Raw genomic sequence first — 16,734 nt, 5'->3', positions numbered from 1 at the left:
GGGCCCGAAAATTCGAACCAGTTAGGTCTTGACACGTAGGAACAAATAAAGAACATAGATCATATCGGGAACAAACAGGTCAAAGCTGAAGTTTCCCACTTGTTATCCACAGTCCATCCACCTGCTTTTGCCGATGCGACTGATGGCCTGGAAAGAAAGTGTTCACCATGACCGGGTTTCTGATTGTCGCCTTCTTCGCCGCAGTGGCCGTTTTATCGGTAGCCGTGCTTACCGACAGCGGATTGCGCGGCCTCGCCGCCTACCGCGCCCTCAGTGCGCACGTCCGCTGCAACGAACAGTATGTTTCCATCATGTACAAGGTCGTCCAGTCCGAGCGCTGCCAGCCGGAACCTACCTTCAGGATGCGCGGGACCGTTCGCGGCGCCGCGCCGCGCGTTATTGGCCGGCGGAGAGAGCCGAAACTGCGCGCTGCCGCTTGATCCGGCCGTATTTGATCACTCCGTAGGGCATCAGCACCATGTATCCGGCGGAAATAATCGCCAGGGTCCACCACGGTTCGAGCAATAGAGCGGCAAAGACGATCCCGACCAGCGCGATCAGTTCCAACCGGACGTTGCGCCGCGGCCTCAGGGATGCCCAACTAAGGGTTGCCACGTTGGAAATCATCAGGAACGCGATCAAGGCCATCCAGATACTCATCGCCACCGGATTACGGAACAATTCCTCCCCGGTGGCCATCCACAGGTAGAACGGCAAGAAAGCGAGGCCAGCTCCGACGGGCGCGGGAATGCCGGTAAGAAAGCCGGCGGATTTGTGCGGCTGGTCATCAGTATCGATCTGGGCGTTGAACCGGGCCAGACGCAGCGCGCAACATATGGCAAATGCCAGCGACGCGAACCACCCGATCCGCGGGATCTCCTGCAGCGTCCAGAGATACAGGATCAACGCCGGCGCCATGCCGAAGGAAAGCGAATCAGCCAGACTATCCAGTTCCGCCCCGAAGCGCGACTGGGCCTTGAGCAGACGGGCGATCCGCCCGTCAATCCCGTCGAGCACTCCGGCCAGGATCACGGCATAGATCGCCTCCGGCCAATCGCCCGATATCGCAAAGCGAATCCCCGTGAGCCCAGAACACAGCGCGGCCGCAGTAATCGCGTTAGGCACGACCGCCCGCAACGAGAGCCCCCGTGGGGCTCGGCCTTGCGGAATTTCGTGTTCGTCGGACCTGGGTCCTATCCGCGCGTCATCGTTCAATGCGCAATACCTTCCAGCAATTGCTGCTTGCCAAGCTCTGCGAGAACGGTCTCTCCTGCGACCATTTTCTGGCCGACCAATACCTTCGCGTCGGTGCCTGCGGGCAGATAAACGTCTACCCGGCTGCCGAATCGGATCAGGCCGACGCGCTGCCCCACCGCAACCATGTCACCCGGCTTCACAAAGGGTACGATCCGCCGCGCTACAAGACCGGCGATCTGGGTAAATCCGATCGCCACACCGTCACCGCGTTCCATGAGAATGTGCTGGCGCTCGTTTTCTTCGCTAGCCTTGTCGAGATCCGCATTCATGAACTTTCCGGGTATGTACACCAGCCGCCGCACCATGCCGCCGATCGGAGCGCGGTTTATATGGACATCGAACACACTCATGAAGATCGAGATCCGGACCACCGCCCCCGATGGCAAACCGAGCACTCCCGTGCCGTCGTCGCCTTGCAATTCCACAGGTGGCTCGACCACTGCGATCGCCGAAACGATGCCATCCGCCGGAGAGACGATACAGGTGTCGCCCTGGGGCACCACCCGCTCGGGATCACGAAAGAACGCGAATACTCCGCCGCTCAGTGCCAGCAGCGGCCAGCCGATGATTTCCCAGTCGAAGATAAGCAGAAATGCCAGACTGACTGCAGTCGCAATCAGGCCAATCTTGCGTCCTTCGGGGTGGATCGCGGGCCATTGCCACGCCGCATCGCCCCGGCCCTTGTTGTCGAGAAGTTCTCCGGCCATCCTTCTTACCTAGGGACTGACGCCGAAAGCGACAAGCGTTCAAGCGCCCCGACTAGGGAAAACAGCGCCAGCGCGTGATTGGCAACCATCGCATTCGCGGGTCAAGCAACCTTCCGCACGAAAACTGTCCCGGCCGAATAGCCCGCACCGAAACTGCAGATCAGTCCCACGTCGCCCGCCACAAGGTCGTCGCTGTGCAGATGAAAGGCAATGATCGACCCGGCGCTCGACGTATTGCCATATGTGTCGAGCACGGTCGGGCTTTCATCGTCGTCCGCCTCGTGGCCGAGCACGCGCTGTGCGATCAGGCGGTTCATCCCGGCATTTGCCTGATGCAGCCACAGCCGCCGCAATCCCGCTGGGTCGATATCCAGCCGGTCCGCTTCGGCAAGGATCATGCTGGCAACCAGCGGCACCACCTCTTTGAAAACCTTCCGGCCTTCCTGGATGAACAGCTTGTCGGGATTGTTGGCCTTGTCCGGATCGGCGCGATTGAGAAAACCGAAATTGTTGCGGATGTTGTTCGAAAACACCGTCTTCAACTTGGTCCCGAGAATGTCCCAGTGCTGGTCCGGAGCAATCGAAGAATCTTCCACCAGCACGGCGGTGGCGACGTCCCCGAAGATGAAATGACTGTCCCTGTCGCGCCAGTTGAGATGACCGCTGGTGATTTCCGGGCTCACCACCAGAACCGATCTGGCGTTGCCGGACCGGACGTAATCGGCAGCGGTCTGAATTCCGAAGGTGGCGGATGAACAGGCAACATTCATATCGAACGCAAACCCGTCGATACCCAGAGCCTGCTGTATTTCGATCGCCATCGCGGGATAGGCACGTTCCATATTGGATGCGGCGCACAGCACTGCATCGACATCGCCCGGTGAGCGCCCCGCCCGCTCCAGCGCCCGCCGCGCAGCCTTGACGCCGATTTCCGCCATCATCGAAAGTTCGTCGTTGCCGCGTTCCTGCCACCGCGGCGCCATGATCCCGGGATCAAGCACGGGTTCCTTCGCCATGACATGGCGTGCCTTTATCCCGCTCGCCTTCTCGATGAATTCGACCGAGCTGGGCTGAAGCTCCAGGATCTCTCCACGGACGATCTCTGCCGCGTGCTGCCGATTATGCAATTCCACATAAGAATTGTAGCTGGCAACCAATTCGGCATTCGAGATGCTATCCTTGGGGGTGAACAAGCCTGTCGAGGAAATTACGGGGTGGTGGGTTTGTGGCATCGGCCGTGAATATCTGTCCGGCCAGATCGGAGCAAGGCCTGTCGACAAGTGAGCGGATCAAAACTCGCTAAAGAACGCCTGAAACTCGCAACATTCATCGGGAGGCAAGTGGTGGACAGGGCTGGATTGCCGGGATCCACTTAGAAAACACGCAAAACCAGAAGCTTACCAAAAGGGCGCTGGGGGCATTGTAGTAGCCCGTTGTAGCAGTGTGCGCAAGGCAATCAGCTTGGCAGGGTTGCTGCTGCTCCAAGGATAATTGGAATGCGATTACCGTAGAAAACGAACGGCACCTCTCCGCCAAAATGGGAGTGGCTCAGCCGACCAGCGTAGACACCTACAAAGCTCATCGTGACCACCGCGTCGAGTTTGACCTCGACGGACCCGTCAGCGTCAATGGTGGGTGCCGGTCCAATGTGGCGTCTGAACACCGGTCCGCCGGAAAAGCCTGGGCTTGTGGAAGCATCGAGCAGAAACATCGGCTTACTATCGACCGGAAGGAGAGGCTCGGAGGCAAGAGTACCCCTTCGCCAAATAGGCGTCATCAGTCCGCCTACATTGGCCTGCGGAAATCCGATTATTGAGCACTCAAAACCAACCGAAGACATGATGTCGGAGAAGTTGGACGGTTCATCGTTGAGGCACTTAATTTTCCGCCCTAGGACACCCGAAAGAGAAGTAACTTTCAGTGCGGCGATGTCCGTTCTTAATCGCTCGAACTCCGGGTCCTCCAGCCAGTTTGTTGGCTCATCTGTAGCAAAATCCAGCCGGACCGTGGCGCGGCCCCAGCGATCCGGTGAGACTTCTATAGTGGGATAGAACCGGAAGCGCTCGGGGAGAAACCCCTTATTTGACATGGGCTCATTGGTGAACGGATCGCGCCCGGTCACTACATGCCGAGCGGTAATCAGAAATACGTCCGTACCGTGACGCCAAAAGAAACCTGTCCCGTGAGAAATCACTACATTGTCATCCGCCGGAGAAAGCTGCTCGACGAGGGTAGTGCTTAGGGAAACGTCGGTAATCTTGGCACTAGGGAATTGGAGCGGAAAACCGACGCCGTGATGGCCGCCGACGACAGGAGAGTAAGACATTCGTTGCCCATACGGCGCGGCGTCCCATCACGCCAGCTCTACCTTCGCGGCGGAACGCGGCTGCTCTTGCGACCTGAAATTAGCGCGTCGATGCGGGGCGGGACCTCTGACCTTGTATGCGCGGCTTTACCCCCGTGGGGGGGTCTCCTGCGTCCCGCCGCACACATGGCAACCCTCTGCCGCCATGACGACGACAGGGCCGCTGACCCCGAGGTGGGCCCGAGAGGCCGGACCAGTCAGCCTCACGAAAATCGGTCTTTACAATTCAGACAACGAGCGTAGTCACGAACGTAATAAGTGATTGTGGAGCGATGAACGATGACAGACTATGTCGCATATTTGAGGGTTTCGACGGTAAAGCAGGGCAGGAGCGGCCTAGGTCGGGAGGCCCAAGAGGCAGCAATCAATGCTTTCCTTCGGGTGGGTGATAGGTTGCTCCAACCGCCTTATGAGGAGATTGAGAGCGGCAAGCGGGATGACCGGCCGGAATTGGTAAAGGCGCTTAACCGCTGCAAGCTGACCGGGGCAACCCTGCTTGTCGCCAAGCTGGACAGGCTCTCCCGCAATGTCGCCTTCATCGCCACTCTACAGGAAGCAGGCACCAAGTTCGTTGCGGCGGATATGCCCGAAGCCAACGAGCTTACAATCCACATCATGGCAGCTATGGCCCAGCACGAGCGGAAAGCAATCAGCAGGCGGACTAAGGATGCACTTGCCGCGGCTAAGGCGCGGGGCACCAAGCTGGGGGGATGGCGGGAGTACCGCGAGGACCATCCCCTGTACGGGCAACCCCGGCAGCCGGTAGACCACACCCTCGGAACGGCAGCCAAGCAGGACAAGGCCCGCGCCTTCAATACCAGCGTTCGGCAGGCGATCTCTGAGATACAGTCATCGGGCACTACGAGCCTGTCACAAATTGCCCAGGCATTGAATGAGCAGGGCGTCCGGACGCGCCGCGGGGGGCGCTGGCAGGCCACACAGGTGGATCGTGTGATGCAGGCAACTGACAATGTCGTGGAGGTCAACGCTCGATAGGTAAGCCCCGCGGCATTATATGGCGAACGACGCAAAACCGCCGTCTCCGTGAATTGATACCGTCTAGAACAAGCGACGCGTTTCGTCGCCTGCTTCTCAGCGCCTTGCCGGTCTGTCCTCATGATGGCTTGGCGTTTCCACTCAGTGCCCCGTGATGAAACCCAGTGAGGCGCGGGCTGCCCACAGCGTTCATCACCGGGGTGGCTCGATGCGCTGAGCGATCTCCTTTCTCTCCGCTGACGTGTGCGGGGGCTCTCTACCTCATATTTTGTCACTCCAATCTACTCACCGAAGGATCACTCTTTGACCGATTACAACGACCCCGAAGGGGACCGGCAATCTTTAATGGCTGCTGCCGACCGCTTAGCGGACCCCCGCGTAGCCGACTACTTTACTGGCAACGGCCACCGCTTGGCCGCTGCGCGCGCTCTGATCGACCTTATGGACCTACCGACCCCGAACTGGGCAATCCGAAGCCCCTCTGGCCGAGCGGCAGTCACCGCCGCCGCTATGTCTCGCTTCAAAGCAGACAATCCAGACGAGAACCTTCCACCCATTTACGTGCCCCGCGCGGCGCGCTGACAACCCCCCTGTAACCACTGGCGACGATCCCGCCAGCAAAGGAGAAACATGACAGATAAACTGCCGCTGGTCCCCGAAGGAATTAGCCATGAGCTTGACCTAGCTTCGCTGACCCTTGCAGAGCGAATGAAGCACCATCAGCGCCAACTTCGCTCAATTACCCTGTATCACGGCATCTCCGGAGCGAACGCCTACAAGGCCCGCTTCCACGAAGCTGTGCCGCTCCTCATCCACTCCGCTCCGGTCGCCTATAGACGAAAGCCAAAAGGCTACCCCGCCGCACTCGCGAACATGGTCAACGAGTGGTTCGACAGCGAGACCGCCGTGGCACAATCCAACCGGGCAGACGTTGGGCGGTTGAACTGCAAGCTAGGCTCCAGCTTCAACCCCGCCAACCATTTCAGCAAGCCGCTGCCCGCCGCTTTGCTGCGAAAGCTGGCCGAGCTATTCTCCCAGCGCGGCGCTCATCTAGACGTGCGGCAGGCAAAGACGATTTCCAGTGTGCGCAAAGCCGTGAAGGCGGCGAAAGTTGTAGCCGGAGGAGCTGCCGTGCCAATGGGCGCTTGGGGGACCCGCTCAGGCGGGATGCTGGCCATAGGTTGTCATTCCTTCGCAATCGAGCAGCACAATGGCCACGAGTGCATCCGGCTGACGGTCGAAGGATCGCGGCCTCGCATCCGCTTGGATGCCCTCGGGGAGTTCCTATCCCTGACCGGGCTTGTCCAAGCTGACCCCCGAGAAACCCTCCCAACACTACTCTATAAGAGTATAGGAGCATTGCCCCCAATCCCTGAAACCGAGGTCAGGAGTGGCGCGCTTGCAGCGGTCCTCCCGGAGCATTGCCCCCAAGCTGATAAAGCGGTCAAACAACCCTCCGGGAGATTGTCCCCGGACGAAACCCCTAACCTGTCGGAGCGCATCAGGGCCATGACCGCTGTCCGACGCAACGCCGAGGCGCCGGTTATCCCGGACGGGCTTGACCCTCTCGCCATCACCGATCCACTGGGACAACATGACTTGCCAACCGCCCGCTCCAATTCTCGGGGGAGAGATGCTGGCTGAGTACCTTGCAGCCAAACCCAACCGCCGCACCCCACGACATAGAAACGATATCGAGCCCCGCGGTCAACCTCGCACCGCCGATGCTTTTCCGTGCCACGTTAACTACGCATCGTTGGCGGATCTTTCCGGAGACATTATGGACGCGAGACTGAGCACCCCCTCCAACTACGGCGGAGACTGAGGAGAGGCGCTGGGCGACAGATACGGCCCACGCGGCGAGCGCAGCGAGCAGCTATTTTGCGGCGTTGTGGCGCCGGCGCGGGTCTGGCGAATGACCTTTGGAACGGCATTATAGGCGAAGACCTGCACGGGGCTATCCGGTCGCTGCGGGTAGCAACCTGCCCTACGTCACCCCGTTTATCACTGCGATGCGGGAAGCGGGCGATGAGCGTTTAACCGGGGGACTGGCGGCCCCCCGTCATTGTGTGAAAACCCAATCCATGTTTCTCCGGCGCAATGTCGGAACAGATGATTAACGCCAGCTTGTTTGCCCGTGGCCGGGGCCTATGCGTGGGTACATTGTTTTCGGGCTGCCTACTGGGTCGATCCCAGGAGTTTCCCTATTCAGGTCACGCCGCACGGATTGCACTACCCTCAGCGGAATTTGCGGAAGGAAGTGCTGAACCTACTGGTGCGAACGCTAACGTGGTTAGTTTCCGGAACGGATGGGCAAACGACCCTCGGCCAGAAGTGTCCTATTATCAGCTCGAATATGTGAATGTTGAGATCGACGTACCCAAACGCGTGAAGATCCCTAAGGAATTGCTGCGCCATCCTGCGGTCAGGAAGTCACCGGAAGCGGACAAGGCCGCACCCCACCTCGAAAAATTGACTAACGACTGCGATGACTTACTCGCGGGCGCTTTGCGGCACTGGATGAAGGTCGCGCGATGGGCGACCGATCAGCACGCCATAGGTGTAACTGATTGGGAAGTTGACGGGGCGCCAGACCTAAAGATGGCGCGCCTTTACGAGAAGCAGAGCGGGTTCGGTATCTGGGCATCCACCGTAGTTACTCAATTTAAGCGAGCAGCCGAGATCGACGAGAAAAAGTGGGATCACATCGGACGTGTTCTGGTGGCGGGCCACACTCCTCCAATCTGGTTTGAGTATTTGGTTGAAGCCAGCCATCGCCTAGCTGACCAGGATTACTCCGGCAGTGTCTTATCGAGCGCCATTGCGTGCGAGACCATGGCGAGAGCGGCATTCAGCCATTTAGCGGGAAATCCTCCAAACGCTGCGGCTGGGGACCTCATTGATCGCATCGCTGCACAGGCGATCATTGGTCGATGGGAAAAACTCACTGGCATTAAGGCTGCGGGTGCGGTCCACAAGCTGTTCGAAACGCGCAACGGATTGGTCCACAGCGGGCGGACAGGTAGCGTTGACAAGAGCAAGGCGACAACCTCTTTTGAGGCTGCCCGGAAGTTTGTTGAAAATGGAGACGAATGGTGGTTCGCGGAGAAAGGCTTGAACAATCCGCGCACAAGCGATTCGGCTTAACTTGGTTGCAGGTGGTCAAGGTGCAGGCCGGGATACTCGACCTTGGCCAGCGCAGCAGCCTTTTGCCGAGCTGACAGGCCCTCGCCATAAATGCGGCTGGACCCGCTCTCCGTACGGCGCGCCAATGCAAGCGCCGTTCTTTCCGCCAACTCCGCCGCGCGCAACCGGTCTTCAAAGTTGTGCCGAAAAGAGTGCATCCCCAGCTTGCGCCCCTCAAAGCCTAGCCGCTTAACCCGGTTGCTGAAACGCTCGGCCAGCTTGGCACCCACCTGCCCCCGACTGTTCGCTACACCCTCGGGGAATAGGAGCAGCTCCCCGACTGCCCGGCGCGCTGCGGCGTGGCTCAGAAAGCCCAGACGGAGCAGCTCGGGATGAATCGGCAGAGTTCCGCGGGAGCCTGCTGTCTTTACCGTTCGCCCGTCATAGGGGCGCACATGGAGCACCGGCACCCCGTCCTCCTCATCTATGTCTTCGACACGCAGCCCTGCCGCCTCTCCGTTTCGTAGACCGTGGAATAGGCACAGCAAGGGCACCCAGTATGAACCCGGCTTTTCTGGGCCAATCGCCCAAGGGGCGTTCCACGGCGCTTGCGTGAACAACGTTTGGAGCTGTTCGGCGGTGAAAGGGTCCCGCCGCTCGCTGTCGTCCACCGGGTCATGCACATTGAGGCCGGAGAACGGAGTGGAAAGAATCCACTGCTCTTTCACCGCCCAATTAAACATAGCGGCGACGTGCATGATGTATCCGTCGTTGATCGTCTTTGGCTTGATAGTGGGTAGACCAAGCACCCTCCCTTTCTCAACGGCTTCCTGCACAGTCAACCCTGCAAACTCGCGCCGCTTACCTATCTGCGTTGGCAGGGCCTCCAGAACACTCACAAACGCACGCGCGTCTTGACGGCAGATACTCTGGAGCGCTTGACCGGCGAACATATCCTGCAGCGCACGAAATACGGGAACGACGGCCTTTTTGCTGGAGCCGCTCCAACCGGGAGACTTGTCCGCTTGGTAGGCCGCAATGAGGGTCTCGATAGTCGGCCTTTCCCTGCTCTGGGAAGCTGCTCCGCCTTGAACCGCTATCGTGGCATTTGCGGCCCTCTGTCCTTCCACCGCGGCGCGGAGCTGTTCCAGCTCGACACGACTTTCTTGCACAAGATCATGCCAAGCCGCCTCCTCGGGCGACAGCTCCGCCGTGCTCATCTGGAGCCGATGGCGGCGCTCGACCCTCAATTCTTTCCGGGCCTCTCTGCGGGCCTTCTGCGCTGCCACCTTTGCCTCGCCAGCCTCTCTTTCCTCGCGCTCCCTTTCGGTCTGCAGGTTGCTTTCTGGGAGGCTCTGGGCACGGTAGCGCTCTAGCTGCGCCTCCCGCTCCGCATCGTAAAGGTCGGCCGCGTCGGCAAGGCATGCAATCGCCCCACGGCGGTCTTTCGTGCGAAGCGGACGACTCCACTCCTTTTTCGGTGAACCGCTCAGACCGAGCCAGAAGACTTGATCCTCAGCGACGACGGGGCGGCGGTAATGGTAAACGCCATGTGGGTTTTTGTGGAGGTACAAGGGGTCATCCTTCATGCTACGATTGTAGCACCCGATCAGGACAAAGCCACTGATTTTCCGCGGTTTCCTTGTCTTTCAACGGCTTGGAGGCAAGTGGTGGACAGGGCTGGAATACCCTTTCCGTTGTAGATCAAAGACCTAGGTTGGCGAACCCACCCTTGTGGGGCCACGAGAACCTGCGGCGTCTGGCCCATGATGGCGAACCAAAAAAGCCGGTGAAACTGCCGCGAGAAATGTTGCGCGGCACGCCGGTTATGAAGGCAAAAATAGAGAAACTTCTCGCAGATCCAATTGGACCAAGCGCGCTGCCTACCAAACCCGGGGGCCGGGTGGCGCGGAATTCGTTGGGCTCCGGTGACGATAAGTTACTCAGCTTGGTCCGTTGCGGCCTGACGCATCCCTCCCTTTGCAGTCTACTTTGCCCAGGAGTTCGTGATGAAACTTGACTTAGCAGCGTTCGAGCTAGTCTCGATCGATGGCGAGATGGCGCTTATCCTCCGCCTCGGACGAAGATCCACTGACCCCATCCCCGCGATGGAGAAGATTAGCCGCTCCTTTCGGATGAAAGAGCCTGACCTAGATACGGTTGGCCCATTCCTTGCAAAGGCAACCCGGCCCGCCTCCGGTGCCCGGTGTCGAGCGATGCCGCTGTACCGTACATATTGCGCCTGGTGCGCGCAGCATGGGGCGGAAAAGCTGTCGCTAGTAGGATTCTACCGAGCGATGACGGCGCGCGGCTTTCGGCAGGTGGTCAGCAACGGCCATTGGTGGCTTGACCTAACATTGGTCGGCGAGCAGAAGGGCCCGCTGCTGTGATGGCTTGCCGATCGACACCAAACCAGTCGGTCGCGCCCGCGCTTCCCACTGCTCGCTGGCACTGCTTTTTGCCATGATTTGGAGCGGTTTGCCTCCATTTGGGGCGGTTTGGATCAAACGAATTTGCCAAATGGAGCCGGTTTTCGGCGGATTTCTGCGCGTGTGGAGAATTGGAGCCGCGATTGCGGCCCCTCGTGTGTGCGGGCGCGGGCGCGCATTAGCGGTGCGTTTTACAACTCCATTCATCCATTTAATCCATTTAATTGAAGAAGAAGTAGGGCAAGTAATTGAGTTAGCTTGCTTTTGCTCAAGTTTCGCAATGGAGCGAAAGGTTGAACGTGGAGCATTTGGGTTCTGCCAGCGCGGCAATCTGCTCCAACAACACGTCGCGGCTTGCCTGACCGATCCCGCTTCCGTCGCAGCGCTGCCCCCGGGCCAGTCTGACTTGCGCCGGGCGGTGTGGCAGGGGCTGCGTGTTGGGGGGTGGTCGAAAGTCTGTGAACCGGTTTGCCCCCAGACCACTGTCCCTCTCATTCAGAGATTTTTTAGCGACCGAGTGAGTTTTCAGGAAAGGTCTGGTCTGTGAGCGCGGGCAGGAGCACCGGCACCGACGCGGGCAGCGTCGATGATATCTCAGCAGCCGACAAGGCTTCCGTGGCGATGCCTGGGCAAACAGGAGGGGGCGCGCAAGGCGATCCTGCTACCGCAGATTACGCCGCCAAAACTTCGATTAAATTGCAGCTCGACTTGCTCGGGCATCCCATTCAGCCCCGCCTCGGAAAATCCGGACGTCCGCGACATTTGCCGACGGTCGAGAGCCGCGCCTTGGTCGCGCAGTTGCACGGCGAGGGAATGGCGCAACCGGCCATAGCGGCGGCGCTTCGGATCACGGGTCCGACACTGCGGCTGAATTATCCCGCCGAATTGCAATCGAAATCCGAGGTCTGGCGCCGGCGCGTCCAGGCAAACAGCGAAGGAACGGAAAATGAGTGATCTACAGGAAACACGCGAAGTTGCGGCGAAGGCACGTGAATGGATTGGATCGATGCTGATTTCTGGGGTGGCAAGGCGCTCGGTATCGGTGGCGGTGATATCGGCAGCGGCGGAATCGATGATGCTGGCGGATGGCGTAGGGCCAACGTCGGCGTTTCTGCGAGCGCAGGCTGACCTGGTCGATCGCACCGGGCCGGAATTCATCGAGGCAGCGCGTCGGGCCGCAAATGGTGGAAAATGAATTTAGGGTATTGCGCTATTTCGCGAACGGAAGCAGAACGATCCGGCATCGACAAGCGTGAGGCTTGTGGTGCCGCTGCAAACTTACCGGCGTGAGGCCGGGGCGATCAGTGACAAACCTTGTTCCGATCTGGAGATATTCAGAGCGGTTTGAGGATTTCAGCAGGCTCTCCATCGCGGAGCGCTTTTGAATTTTGAGCGGCGCAATGCGCGCCCGTTCCTTTGTCCCGATCGCAGATAGTTGCAGCCCTTGCTCCCAACCTTTGCGATCCGTTTTCAACACCGTCTTGAGGTGAAGAGTTATGAAATTCGCAATGAAAACCTACTCCGTTTGCGTGGTTATGTTGGCGCTTGCCCTGACCGCCGCGCTATTTCTGGCCGTTGGTGCAAGTCCGGCCTTCGCTGGGGATGGCGGCAGCATGATGCTGGCCGCGACCGGCCTGTCCACCTTTGCCGCTGCCGGTGGCGGGCGGATGATCATGAGCGCGGCAGAGCGGCGCTCTGGCCGGTTCCTTCGCGGGCCGGGTCACACTGCTAGCACGCACACAAAAACTGCCGCCGAGCTGGCAAAGGAAACGGCGGATGTCTTCAATTCTTTGAAATGCCGTCTGGAGGACGTGGAACAAAAGGCCGCACGTGGTGGCAGTGGCGGCCGTGCTGAGCCCAGCTGGGGCCAGCAGGTTGCGGACAGCGACGAGGTCAAGGCCATGTCGGCGATCAAAACCAGCCAGCCCGCCCGCGCTCGGATCGAAGTCAAGTCGATCACCTCGGGAACTGCCAGCGCAGGCGCAATGGCAGAAGCGATGCGTGATCCGACGGTTAACGCCCTTCCCGGGCGTCTGCCGCGCATTCGAGATTTGCTCAACGGGATCAACACGAACTCCGGTTCGGTCGAATACGTTGATCAAACGGCCCGCACCAATAACGCCGCGCCGGTGGCCGAGGCGGCGCTCAAGCCGGAATCGGATTATACCTGGGAATTGGCAAACCTGCCGATGCGCACGATCGCGCATTGGACTAAGGCGAGCGTCCAGGTGCTGGACGATGCGCCGCAGCTGTCCAGCATCATCGATGGGGAACTGCGCTACGGCCTCGCCCTGGCCGAGGATGTGCAGCTGCTCAATGGGAGCGGAGTGGGGGTCAACCTCAACGGGCTGATCACCAACAGCACGGCTTACGCTGCGGAGTTCGCTCCGGCCGGCGAGAACATGATCGACAAGATTGGGCTGGCAATCCTGCAGGTCGGTCTCGCCGAGTTCCTGGCAAACGGCATTGTGATCCATCCTACCGACTGGATGCGGATGCGGATGCTCAAAGATGCGGATGGCAAATACATTCTCGGGGATCCGCAAGCGCCGGTGCCGCCCAGCCTGTTCGGGCTGCCCGTGGTGCCGACTACGGCAATGACGGTCGACAAGTTCCTCGTGGGGGACTTCATGCGGGCCGCGACGCTGTACGACCGGCAGGCTCCGACCGTGGCGCTGTCCACCGAGGATGGTGACAATTTCGTCAAGAACATGGTGACGATCCGCTGCGAAAGCCGCCTGGGGCTGGCGATCAAGCAGCCTCTCGCGCTCAGCTACGGCGACTTCGGCAACGTCGCCTGACCCGATAGGTGCCCGGCCTTGAGTAAGTCGGGTCAAGGCCGCCGACGGTCCATTTCCTACCGTCGGCGGTCAACCTTGTCCTAGAATGGGAGTTTGGCATGACTGGCAGCCTTGAATTCATCGGCGGCAAAGAGCTCGAGGCGAAGCTGAAGCAACTGGAAACGGAGCTGTCAGCGCGCCGGGTGGGGCAGGCGGCGCTTCGGAAAGCGGCGCGCCCGATCGTGGACAAGGCCAAGTCGATGGTCCCGCAGGACCAGGGCAACCTTCGCGATGCGATCAAGGCGGGCGCCACGCGCCGGCGCAAGGGCAGCGACGGGCAGCAGGTCTGGCTGAGCGTCGGCATCGACATGAATGTGCAGCCGCCCGCGATGGTCGGCAAGCAGTCGGGTGGACAGTACCGGGATCCCGGCGTTGTCGGCGTGGCGGTAATTCAGGAATTCGGAACGCCGAAAATGGCGGCAAACCCATTCATGCTTCCCGCCTGGGACAGCGAGAAAGGCAGCACCCCAGATCGCATTGGCAAAGAACTCAAGGCTGCGCTCGATCGTACCCTGCAGCGCCTGGCGAAGAAATTGAAATGAGCGGGATGATCCGCCCGTCCGGCGCGAGGATCTGAACCGCACTGCCGATATTAGGAGAATGACATGGCTACGTTGCTTGCAGGTCTGCTGGTTAAGTTGGGTCTCGACACCGCAGAATATCAGAACGGTGTTCGCCGCGCGAACAAGGAAACGACCGCGATGCAGCGGAACATGGCGAGCGCGCGCAAGGCGGTGCAGCAAGTTGGCGCAGCCCTGGGCGGCATGGCCCTGCTGGCAGTGGCGAACAAGATCAAGGACATGAGCCGCGCGGCGATCGATGCGGCCGGAAATCTGGGCGAAGAAGCAAAAGCGCTGGGCGTCACCACGACTGCGCTGCAGGAATTCAGATTTGCAGCAACACAAGTAAATATCGAGCAAACACAGGTGGATGATGCGCTCGCGCAGTTGACCAGGCGTCTGGGCGATGCCGCCCAGGGCGTGAAGGAACCGCTCAAGGCGCTCGAAAAGCTGGGTATCGCAGTACGCAACAGCAAGGGCGAAGTTATCGGCGCTGGCGAGGCCATGCCGCTGATCGCCGAAGGTCTCAAAAAGGTCGGGAGCGATGCCGAACGGGCAGCGATCACGGTCGATCTGTTCGGTCGGTCCGGGCAGAAGCTGGCCGCGTTGCTCGGTGAAGGTGCCGCTGGCGTCGATCGACTGACCGGCGCGGCCCACAAGCTGGGAATCATTCTGTCAGAAAGCGACATCGCGAAGGCCGACGAAGTGGCCGACAAGCTGGCCGCGCTCAATTTTCAGATCACGGCGCAGCAGAATAAAAAATTGCTCGAAAATGCCGACGCGCTGCTGACCTACGAACAGTCGGTTGGCGACCTGAAGCTAACGCTGATCGATGCCAGCTCGAGAATGCAGACATGGGTCGACGAATTCGACCGATTTAACGCGGAAGGCGCGGCACAAGCGCGCGAAAACTGGCGCGCGGTCCCGAAGTTCTTTGAGCAGGTAATTGAGCAGATTGGCGTGGCTGTCGGCAGAATTCCTGAAATCATGGCCTCTGCGGTTCGGTCGACTGTAAACTGGACGCAGCAAATGTACCAGGGCGTGAAGACGTGGATTGTCGATCGCCTCAACGGGGTTTGGAATACCGTCACCGAAAAAGTCGAGATGGTCCGCAATGCCTTCTTCGACCTCTGGGACAAGGTAACTCGCCGGTCCTACATTCCCGACATGGTTGACGACATTGCCCAGCAGATGGGCAGGCTCGACAGTGTGATGGTGGACGTGGCGAACCGCACCACGGCAGGGACCAAGGAAGCGTTTCGCGCGATGGCGCAGGAAGTGCGCGGCCTGCTGGCAGACCTGTTCCCCGAAGCCGAACAGATGCGCGGTTATCGCGATATGCTAAACCTCATCGACCGGGCGGAGAAAGCCGGAGCTGCGGGCGGGGGGCTGGACGGCTCAACGGCGGACGAAGCCCGTCGGCGGGCGCTGGCGACCCTGCGCAGCGATGGCGGCATCGGGGCCGCGTTGCCGGTCAGGGCGCTGGCGGGCGGCGATAGCCCGCTCGTCACCGCAGATCAGATTGCCAAGGGTATAGCCAAGGTCGAGAAGGCGCTCGGCCTCGCCGCGGACAAGACGAAAGCACAAACCGTCCGCATCGCGAAAAGCTTTGCCGACATGGCACAGGACACGATCGGCTCGCTGCAGCGGCTGACCAGTTCGATCAAGGGCGGCGGGTTCCTCGATATCCTTGGCGCGGCGCTGGGCCTGTTCACGCAGCTGGGCAGTGTCGGCTTGCTCGGCAAGAGCATCCAGACCAACCTTGCCAAGGTGCCCGGCTATGCGAACGGCACCAGCTTCCACCCCGGCGGCATGGCGATTGTCGGCGAACGCGGGCCGGAACTGCTGAACCTTCCCCGCGGTTCGCAAGTTGGCAGCAATGATAATCTTAAGTCGATGATGAGCGGCGGGCGCGGCGAACTGGCAATTCGCCTAGGTCCCGGTCTCGAAGCGGAGTGGCTGCAGAAGAGCGCCGGACAGACGGTTCAAATATTCCAGGCAGCAGCGCCGGGGATGATGAATGCAGCATCGAGCCGGACGCGCCGTGATGCCGCTCGGCCGGTCACGCCAGGCGGGAGCATCGGCTGATGAATACGATCGAAGTCTCGCACAGTTCATTCAGGCGGATCCGCGTTCGCTGGCCCGCAATCGGCGGCAAGGGTTACAAGTCTCGCTATTTCCGTAAATTTGATGCGGCGGCGGGATTTGCGGCAGGCCATGCCATCGGCCTGAAACTGCCAATCGATGATCAGACCGAGTTGCTGGCTCCGGTTCACTGGGCCGCCCTGGTCGAGGCGATCCGCGCAACGGATTGATTGACGCGGGAATCAGATTGTGCGATCCGGATGCAGGCCGATCTGCTGCGCTAACAGCTGATCGGCCCTGACCAACAACCGTCTATTGTGGAGACGAGCTATGGCTTCCAGCCCATTACAGGCGCCTTGCGCCCGCTTC

17 protein-coding genes are annotated in these 16,734 nt (G+C 60.1%); 11 read left to right on the top strand and 6 right to left on the bottom strand.

From position 1 onward, the window contains the following. Positions 1–167: 167 nt before the first annotated feature. Entirely contained in the window at positions 168–440 is a 273-nt protein-coding gene (locus U0988_RS04905; protein WP_322291522.1) for a hypothetical protein, read from the top strand. Here U0988_RS04905 and pssA read toward each other — a convergent pair. From pssA to U0988_RS04885, 4 genes are all read right to left on the bottom strand, one after another. Further along, the gene (pssA, locus tag U0988_RS04900) at positions 397–1,197 is read right to left on the bottom strand and encodes a CDP-diacylglycerol--serine O-phosphatidyltransferase (RefSeq protein ID WP_322291534.1); all 801 of its coding nucleotides are present in this window, start codon (positions 1,195–1,197) and stop codon (positions 397–399) included. The genes U0988_RS04905 and pssA overlap by 44 nt on opposite strands. Before the next feature lie 14 nt (positions 1,198–1,211). Further along, a complete protein-coding gene (locus U0988_RS04895; RefSeq protein ID WP_322291521.1) occupies positions 1,212–1,964 on the bottom strand; it encodes a phosphatidylserine decarboxylase in 753 nt (250 codons plus the stop codon). Positions 1,965–2,065: 101 nt separating this feature from the next. After that, entirely contained in the window at positions 2,066–3,196 is a 1,131-nt protein-coding gene (locus U0988_RS04890) for a beta-ketoacyl-ACP synthase III (RefSeq protein ID WP_322291520.1), read from the bottom strand. A 224-nt stretch (positions 3,197–3,420) separates the two neighbouring features. After that, the gene (locus tag U0988_RS04885; RefSeq protein ID WP_322291519.1) at positions 3,421–4,290 is read right to left on the bottom strand and encodes a serine protease; all 870 of its coding nucleotides are present in this window, start codon (positions 4,288–4,290) and stop codon (positions 3,421–3,423) included. Between the two features lie 318 nt (positions 4,291–4,608). On the opposite strand from U0988_RS04885, the gene U0988_RS04880 reads away from it, so the two are divergent. The 3 genes from U0988_RS04880 (at position 4,609) to U0988_RS04870 (ending at position 8,472) form a co-directional block, all read left to right on the top strand. Next, the gene (locus U0988_RS04880; RefSeq protein ID WP_322291518.1) at positions 4,609–5,325 is read left to right on the top strand and encodes a recombinase family protein; all 717 of its coding nucleotides are present in this window, start codon (positions 4,609–4,611) and stop codon (positions 5,323–5,325) included. 630 nt (positions 5,326–5,955) lie between these two features. Next, the gene (locus U0988_RS04875) at positions 5,956–6,969 is read left to right on the top strand and encodes a hypothetical protein (RefSeq protein WP_322291517.1); all 1,014 of its coding nucleotides are present in this window, start codon (positions 5,956–5,958) and stop codon (positions 6,967–6,969) included. A 690-nt stretch (positions 6,970–7,659) separates the two neighbouring features. After that, positions 7,660–8,472, top strand: coding sequence for a hypothetical protein (locus U0988_RS04870; protein ID WP_322291516.1), 813 nt, complete (start codon positions 7,660–7,662; stop codon positions 8,470–8,472). On the opposite strand, the gene U0988_RS04865 is transcribed toward U0988_RS04870, so the two are convergent. Next, entirely contained in the window at positions 8,469–10,040 is a 1,572-nt protein-coding gene (locus U0988_RS04865) for a site-specific integrase (RefSeq protein WP_322291515.1), read from the bottom strand. The two genes, U0988_RS04870 and U0988_RS04865, sit on opposite strands and share 4 nt — an antisense overlap. 420 nt (positions 10,041–10,460) lie before the next feature. Here U0988_RS04865 and U0988_RS04860 point away from each other — a divergent pair, with 420 nt between their 5' ends. From U0988_RS04860 to U0988_RS04850, 3 genes are all read left to right on the top strand, one after another. Next, on the top strand, positions 10,461–10,841 hold the full coding sequence (locus U0988_RS04860; protein ID WP_322291514.1) for a hypothetical protein: 381 nt from the start codon (positions 10,461–10,463) through the stop codon (positions 10,839–10,841). 582 nt (positions 10,842–11,423) lie between these two features. Continuing rightward, positions 11,424–11,834, top strand: coding sequence for a hypothetical protein (locus U0988_RS04855; protein ID WP_322291513.1), 411 nt, complete (start codon positions 11,424–11,426; stop codon positions 11,832–11,834). Beyond that, positions 11,827–12,075 (top strand): hypothetical protein, encoded by a 249-nt coding sequence (locus tag U0988_RS04850; RefSeq protein ID WP_322291512.1) that lies wholly within the window; start codon positions 11,827–11,829, stop codon positions 12,073–12,075. The genes U0988_RS04855 and U0988_RS04850 overlap by 8 nt, the downstream gene beginning before the upstream one ends. Positions 12,076–12,090: 15 nt before the next feature. On the opposite strand, the gene U0988_RS04845 is transcribed toward U0988_RS04850, so the two are convergent. Beyond that, positions 12,091–12,354 carry a hypothetical protein gene (locus tag U0988_RS04845; RefSeq protein WP_322291511.1) on the bottom strand — a complete coding sequence of 88 codons (264 nt, stop codon included), beginning with the start codon at positions 12,352–12,354 and terminating at the stop codon, positions 12,091–12,093. A gap of 34 nt (positions 12,355–12,388) precedes the next feature. Here U0988_RS04845 and U0988_RS04840 point away from each other — a divergent pair, with 34 nt between their 5' ends. The 4 genes from U0988_RS04840 to U0988_RS04825 all read left to right on the top strand — a co-directional run bounded on the left by U0988_RS04840 (position 12,389) and on the right by U0988_RS04825 (position 16,595). After that, entirely contained in the window at positions 12,389–13,681 is a 1,293-nt protein-coding gene (locus tag U0988_RS04840; RefSeq protein ID WP_322291510.1) for a phage major capsid protein, read from the top strand. A 98-nt stretch (positions 13,682–13,779) separates the two neighbouring features. Then, complete coding sequence (locus U0988_RS04835) at positions 13,780–14,262, top strand: HK97-gp10 family putative phage morphogenesis protein (protein WP_322291509.1); 483 nt, start codon at positions 13,780–13,782, stop codon at positions 14,260–14,262. A 63-nt stretch (positions 14,263–14,325) separates the two neighbouring features. Further along, on the top strand, positions 14,326–16,368 hold the full coding sequence (locus U0988_RS04830; RefSeq protein ID WP_322291508.1) for a phage tail tape measure protein: 2,043 nt from the start codon (positions 14,326–14,328) through the stop codon (positions 16,366–16,368). Beyond that, on the top strand, positions 16,368–16,595 hold the full coding sequence (locus U0988_RS04825) for a hypothetical protein (RefSeq protein ID WP_322291507.1): 228 nt from the start codon (positions 16,368–16,370) through the stop codon (positions 16,593–16,595). The genes U0988_RS04830 and U0988_RS04825 overlap by 1 nt, the downstream gene beginning before the upstream one ends. The last annotated feature ends 139 nt before the right edge of the window (positions 16,596–16,734 follow it).

The organism is Allopontixanthobacter sp. (assembly GCF_034376665.1).
Lineage (GTDB): Bacteria > Pseudomonadota > Alphaproteobacteria > Sphingomonadales > Sphingomonadaceae > Allopontixanthobacter.
This window is presented reverse-complemented; position numbering and strand designations above follow the sequence as displayed.

Coding starts and splice junctions, on each gene's coding strand:
- U0988_RS04880 (WP_322291518.1), top strand. CDS start 4,609: ATGACAGACTATGTCGCATATTTGAGGGTTTCGACGGTAAAGCAGGGC.
- U0988_RS04905 (WP_322291522.1), top strand. CDS start 168: ATGACCGGGTTTCTGATTGTCGCCTTCTTCGCCGCAGTGGCCGTTTTA.
- U0988_RS04890 (WP_322291520.1), bottom strand. CDS start 3,196: ATGCCACAAACCCACCACCCCGTAATTTCCTCGACAGGCTTGTTCACC.
- U0988_RS04885 (WP_322291519.1), bottom strand. CDS start 4,290: ATGTCTTACTCTCCTGTCGTCGGCGGCCATCACGGCGTCGGTTTTCCG.
- U0988_RS04840 (WP_322291510.1), top strand. CDS start 12,389: ATGAAAACCTACTCCGTTTGCGTGGTTATGTTGGCGCTTGCCCTGACC.
- U0988_RS04835 (WP_322291509.1), top strand. CDS start 13,780: ATGACTGGCAGCCTTGAATTCATCGGCGGCAAAGAGCTCGAGGCGAAG.
- U0988_RS04875 (WP_322291517.1), top strand. CDS start 5,956: ATGACAGATAAACTGCCGCTGGTCCCCGAAGGAATTAGCCATGAGCTT.
- U0988_RS04865 (WP_322291515.1), bottom strand. CDS start 10,040: ATGAAGGATGACCCCTTGTACCTCCACAAAAACCCACATGGCGTTTAC.
- U0988_RS04825 (WP_322291507.1), top strand. CDS start 16,368: ATGAATACGATCGAAGTCTCGCACAGTTCATTCAGGCGGATCCGCGTT.
- U0988_RS04860 (WP_322291514.1), top strand. CDS start 10,461: ATGAAACTTGACTTAGCAGCGTTCGAGCTAGTCTCGATCGATGGCGAG.
- U0988_RS04830 (WP_322291508.1), top strand. CDS start 14,326: ATGGCTACGTTGCTTGCAGGTCTGCTGGTTAAGTTGGGTCTCGACACC.
- U0988_RS04895 (WP_322291521.1), bottom strand. CDS start 1,964: ATGGCCGGAGAACTTCTCGACAACAAGGGCCGGGGCGATGCGGCGTGG.
- U0988_RS04850 (WP_322291512.1), top strand. CDS start 11,827: ATGAGTGATCTACAGGAAACACGCGAAGTTGCGGCGAAGGCACGTGAA.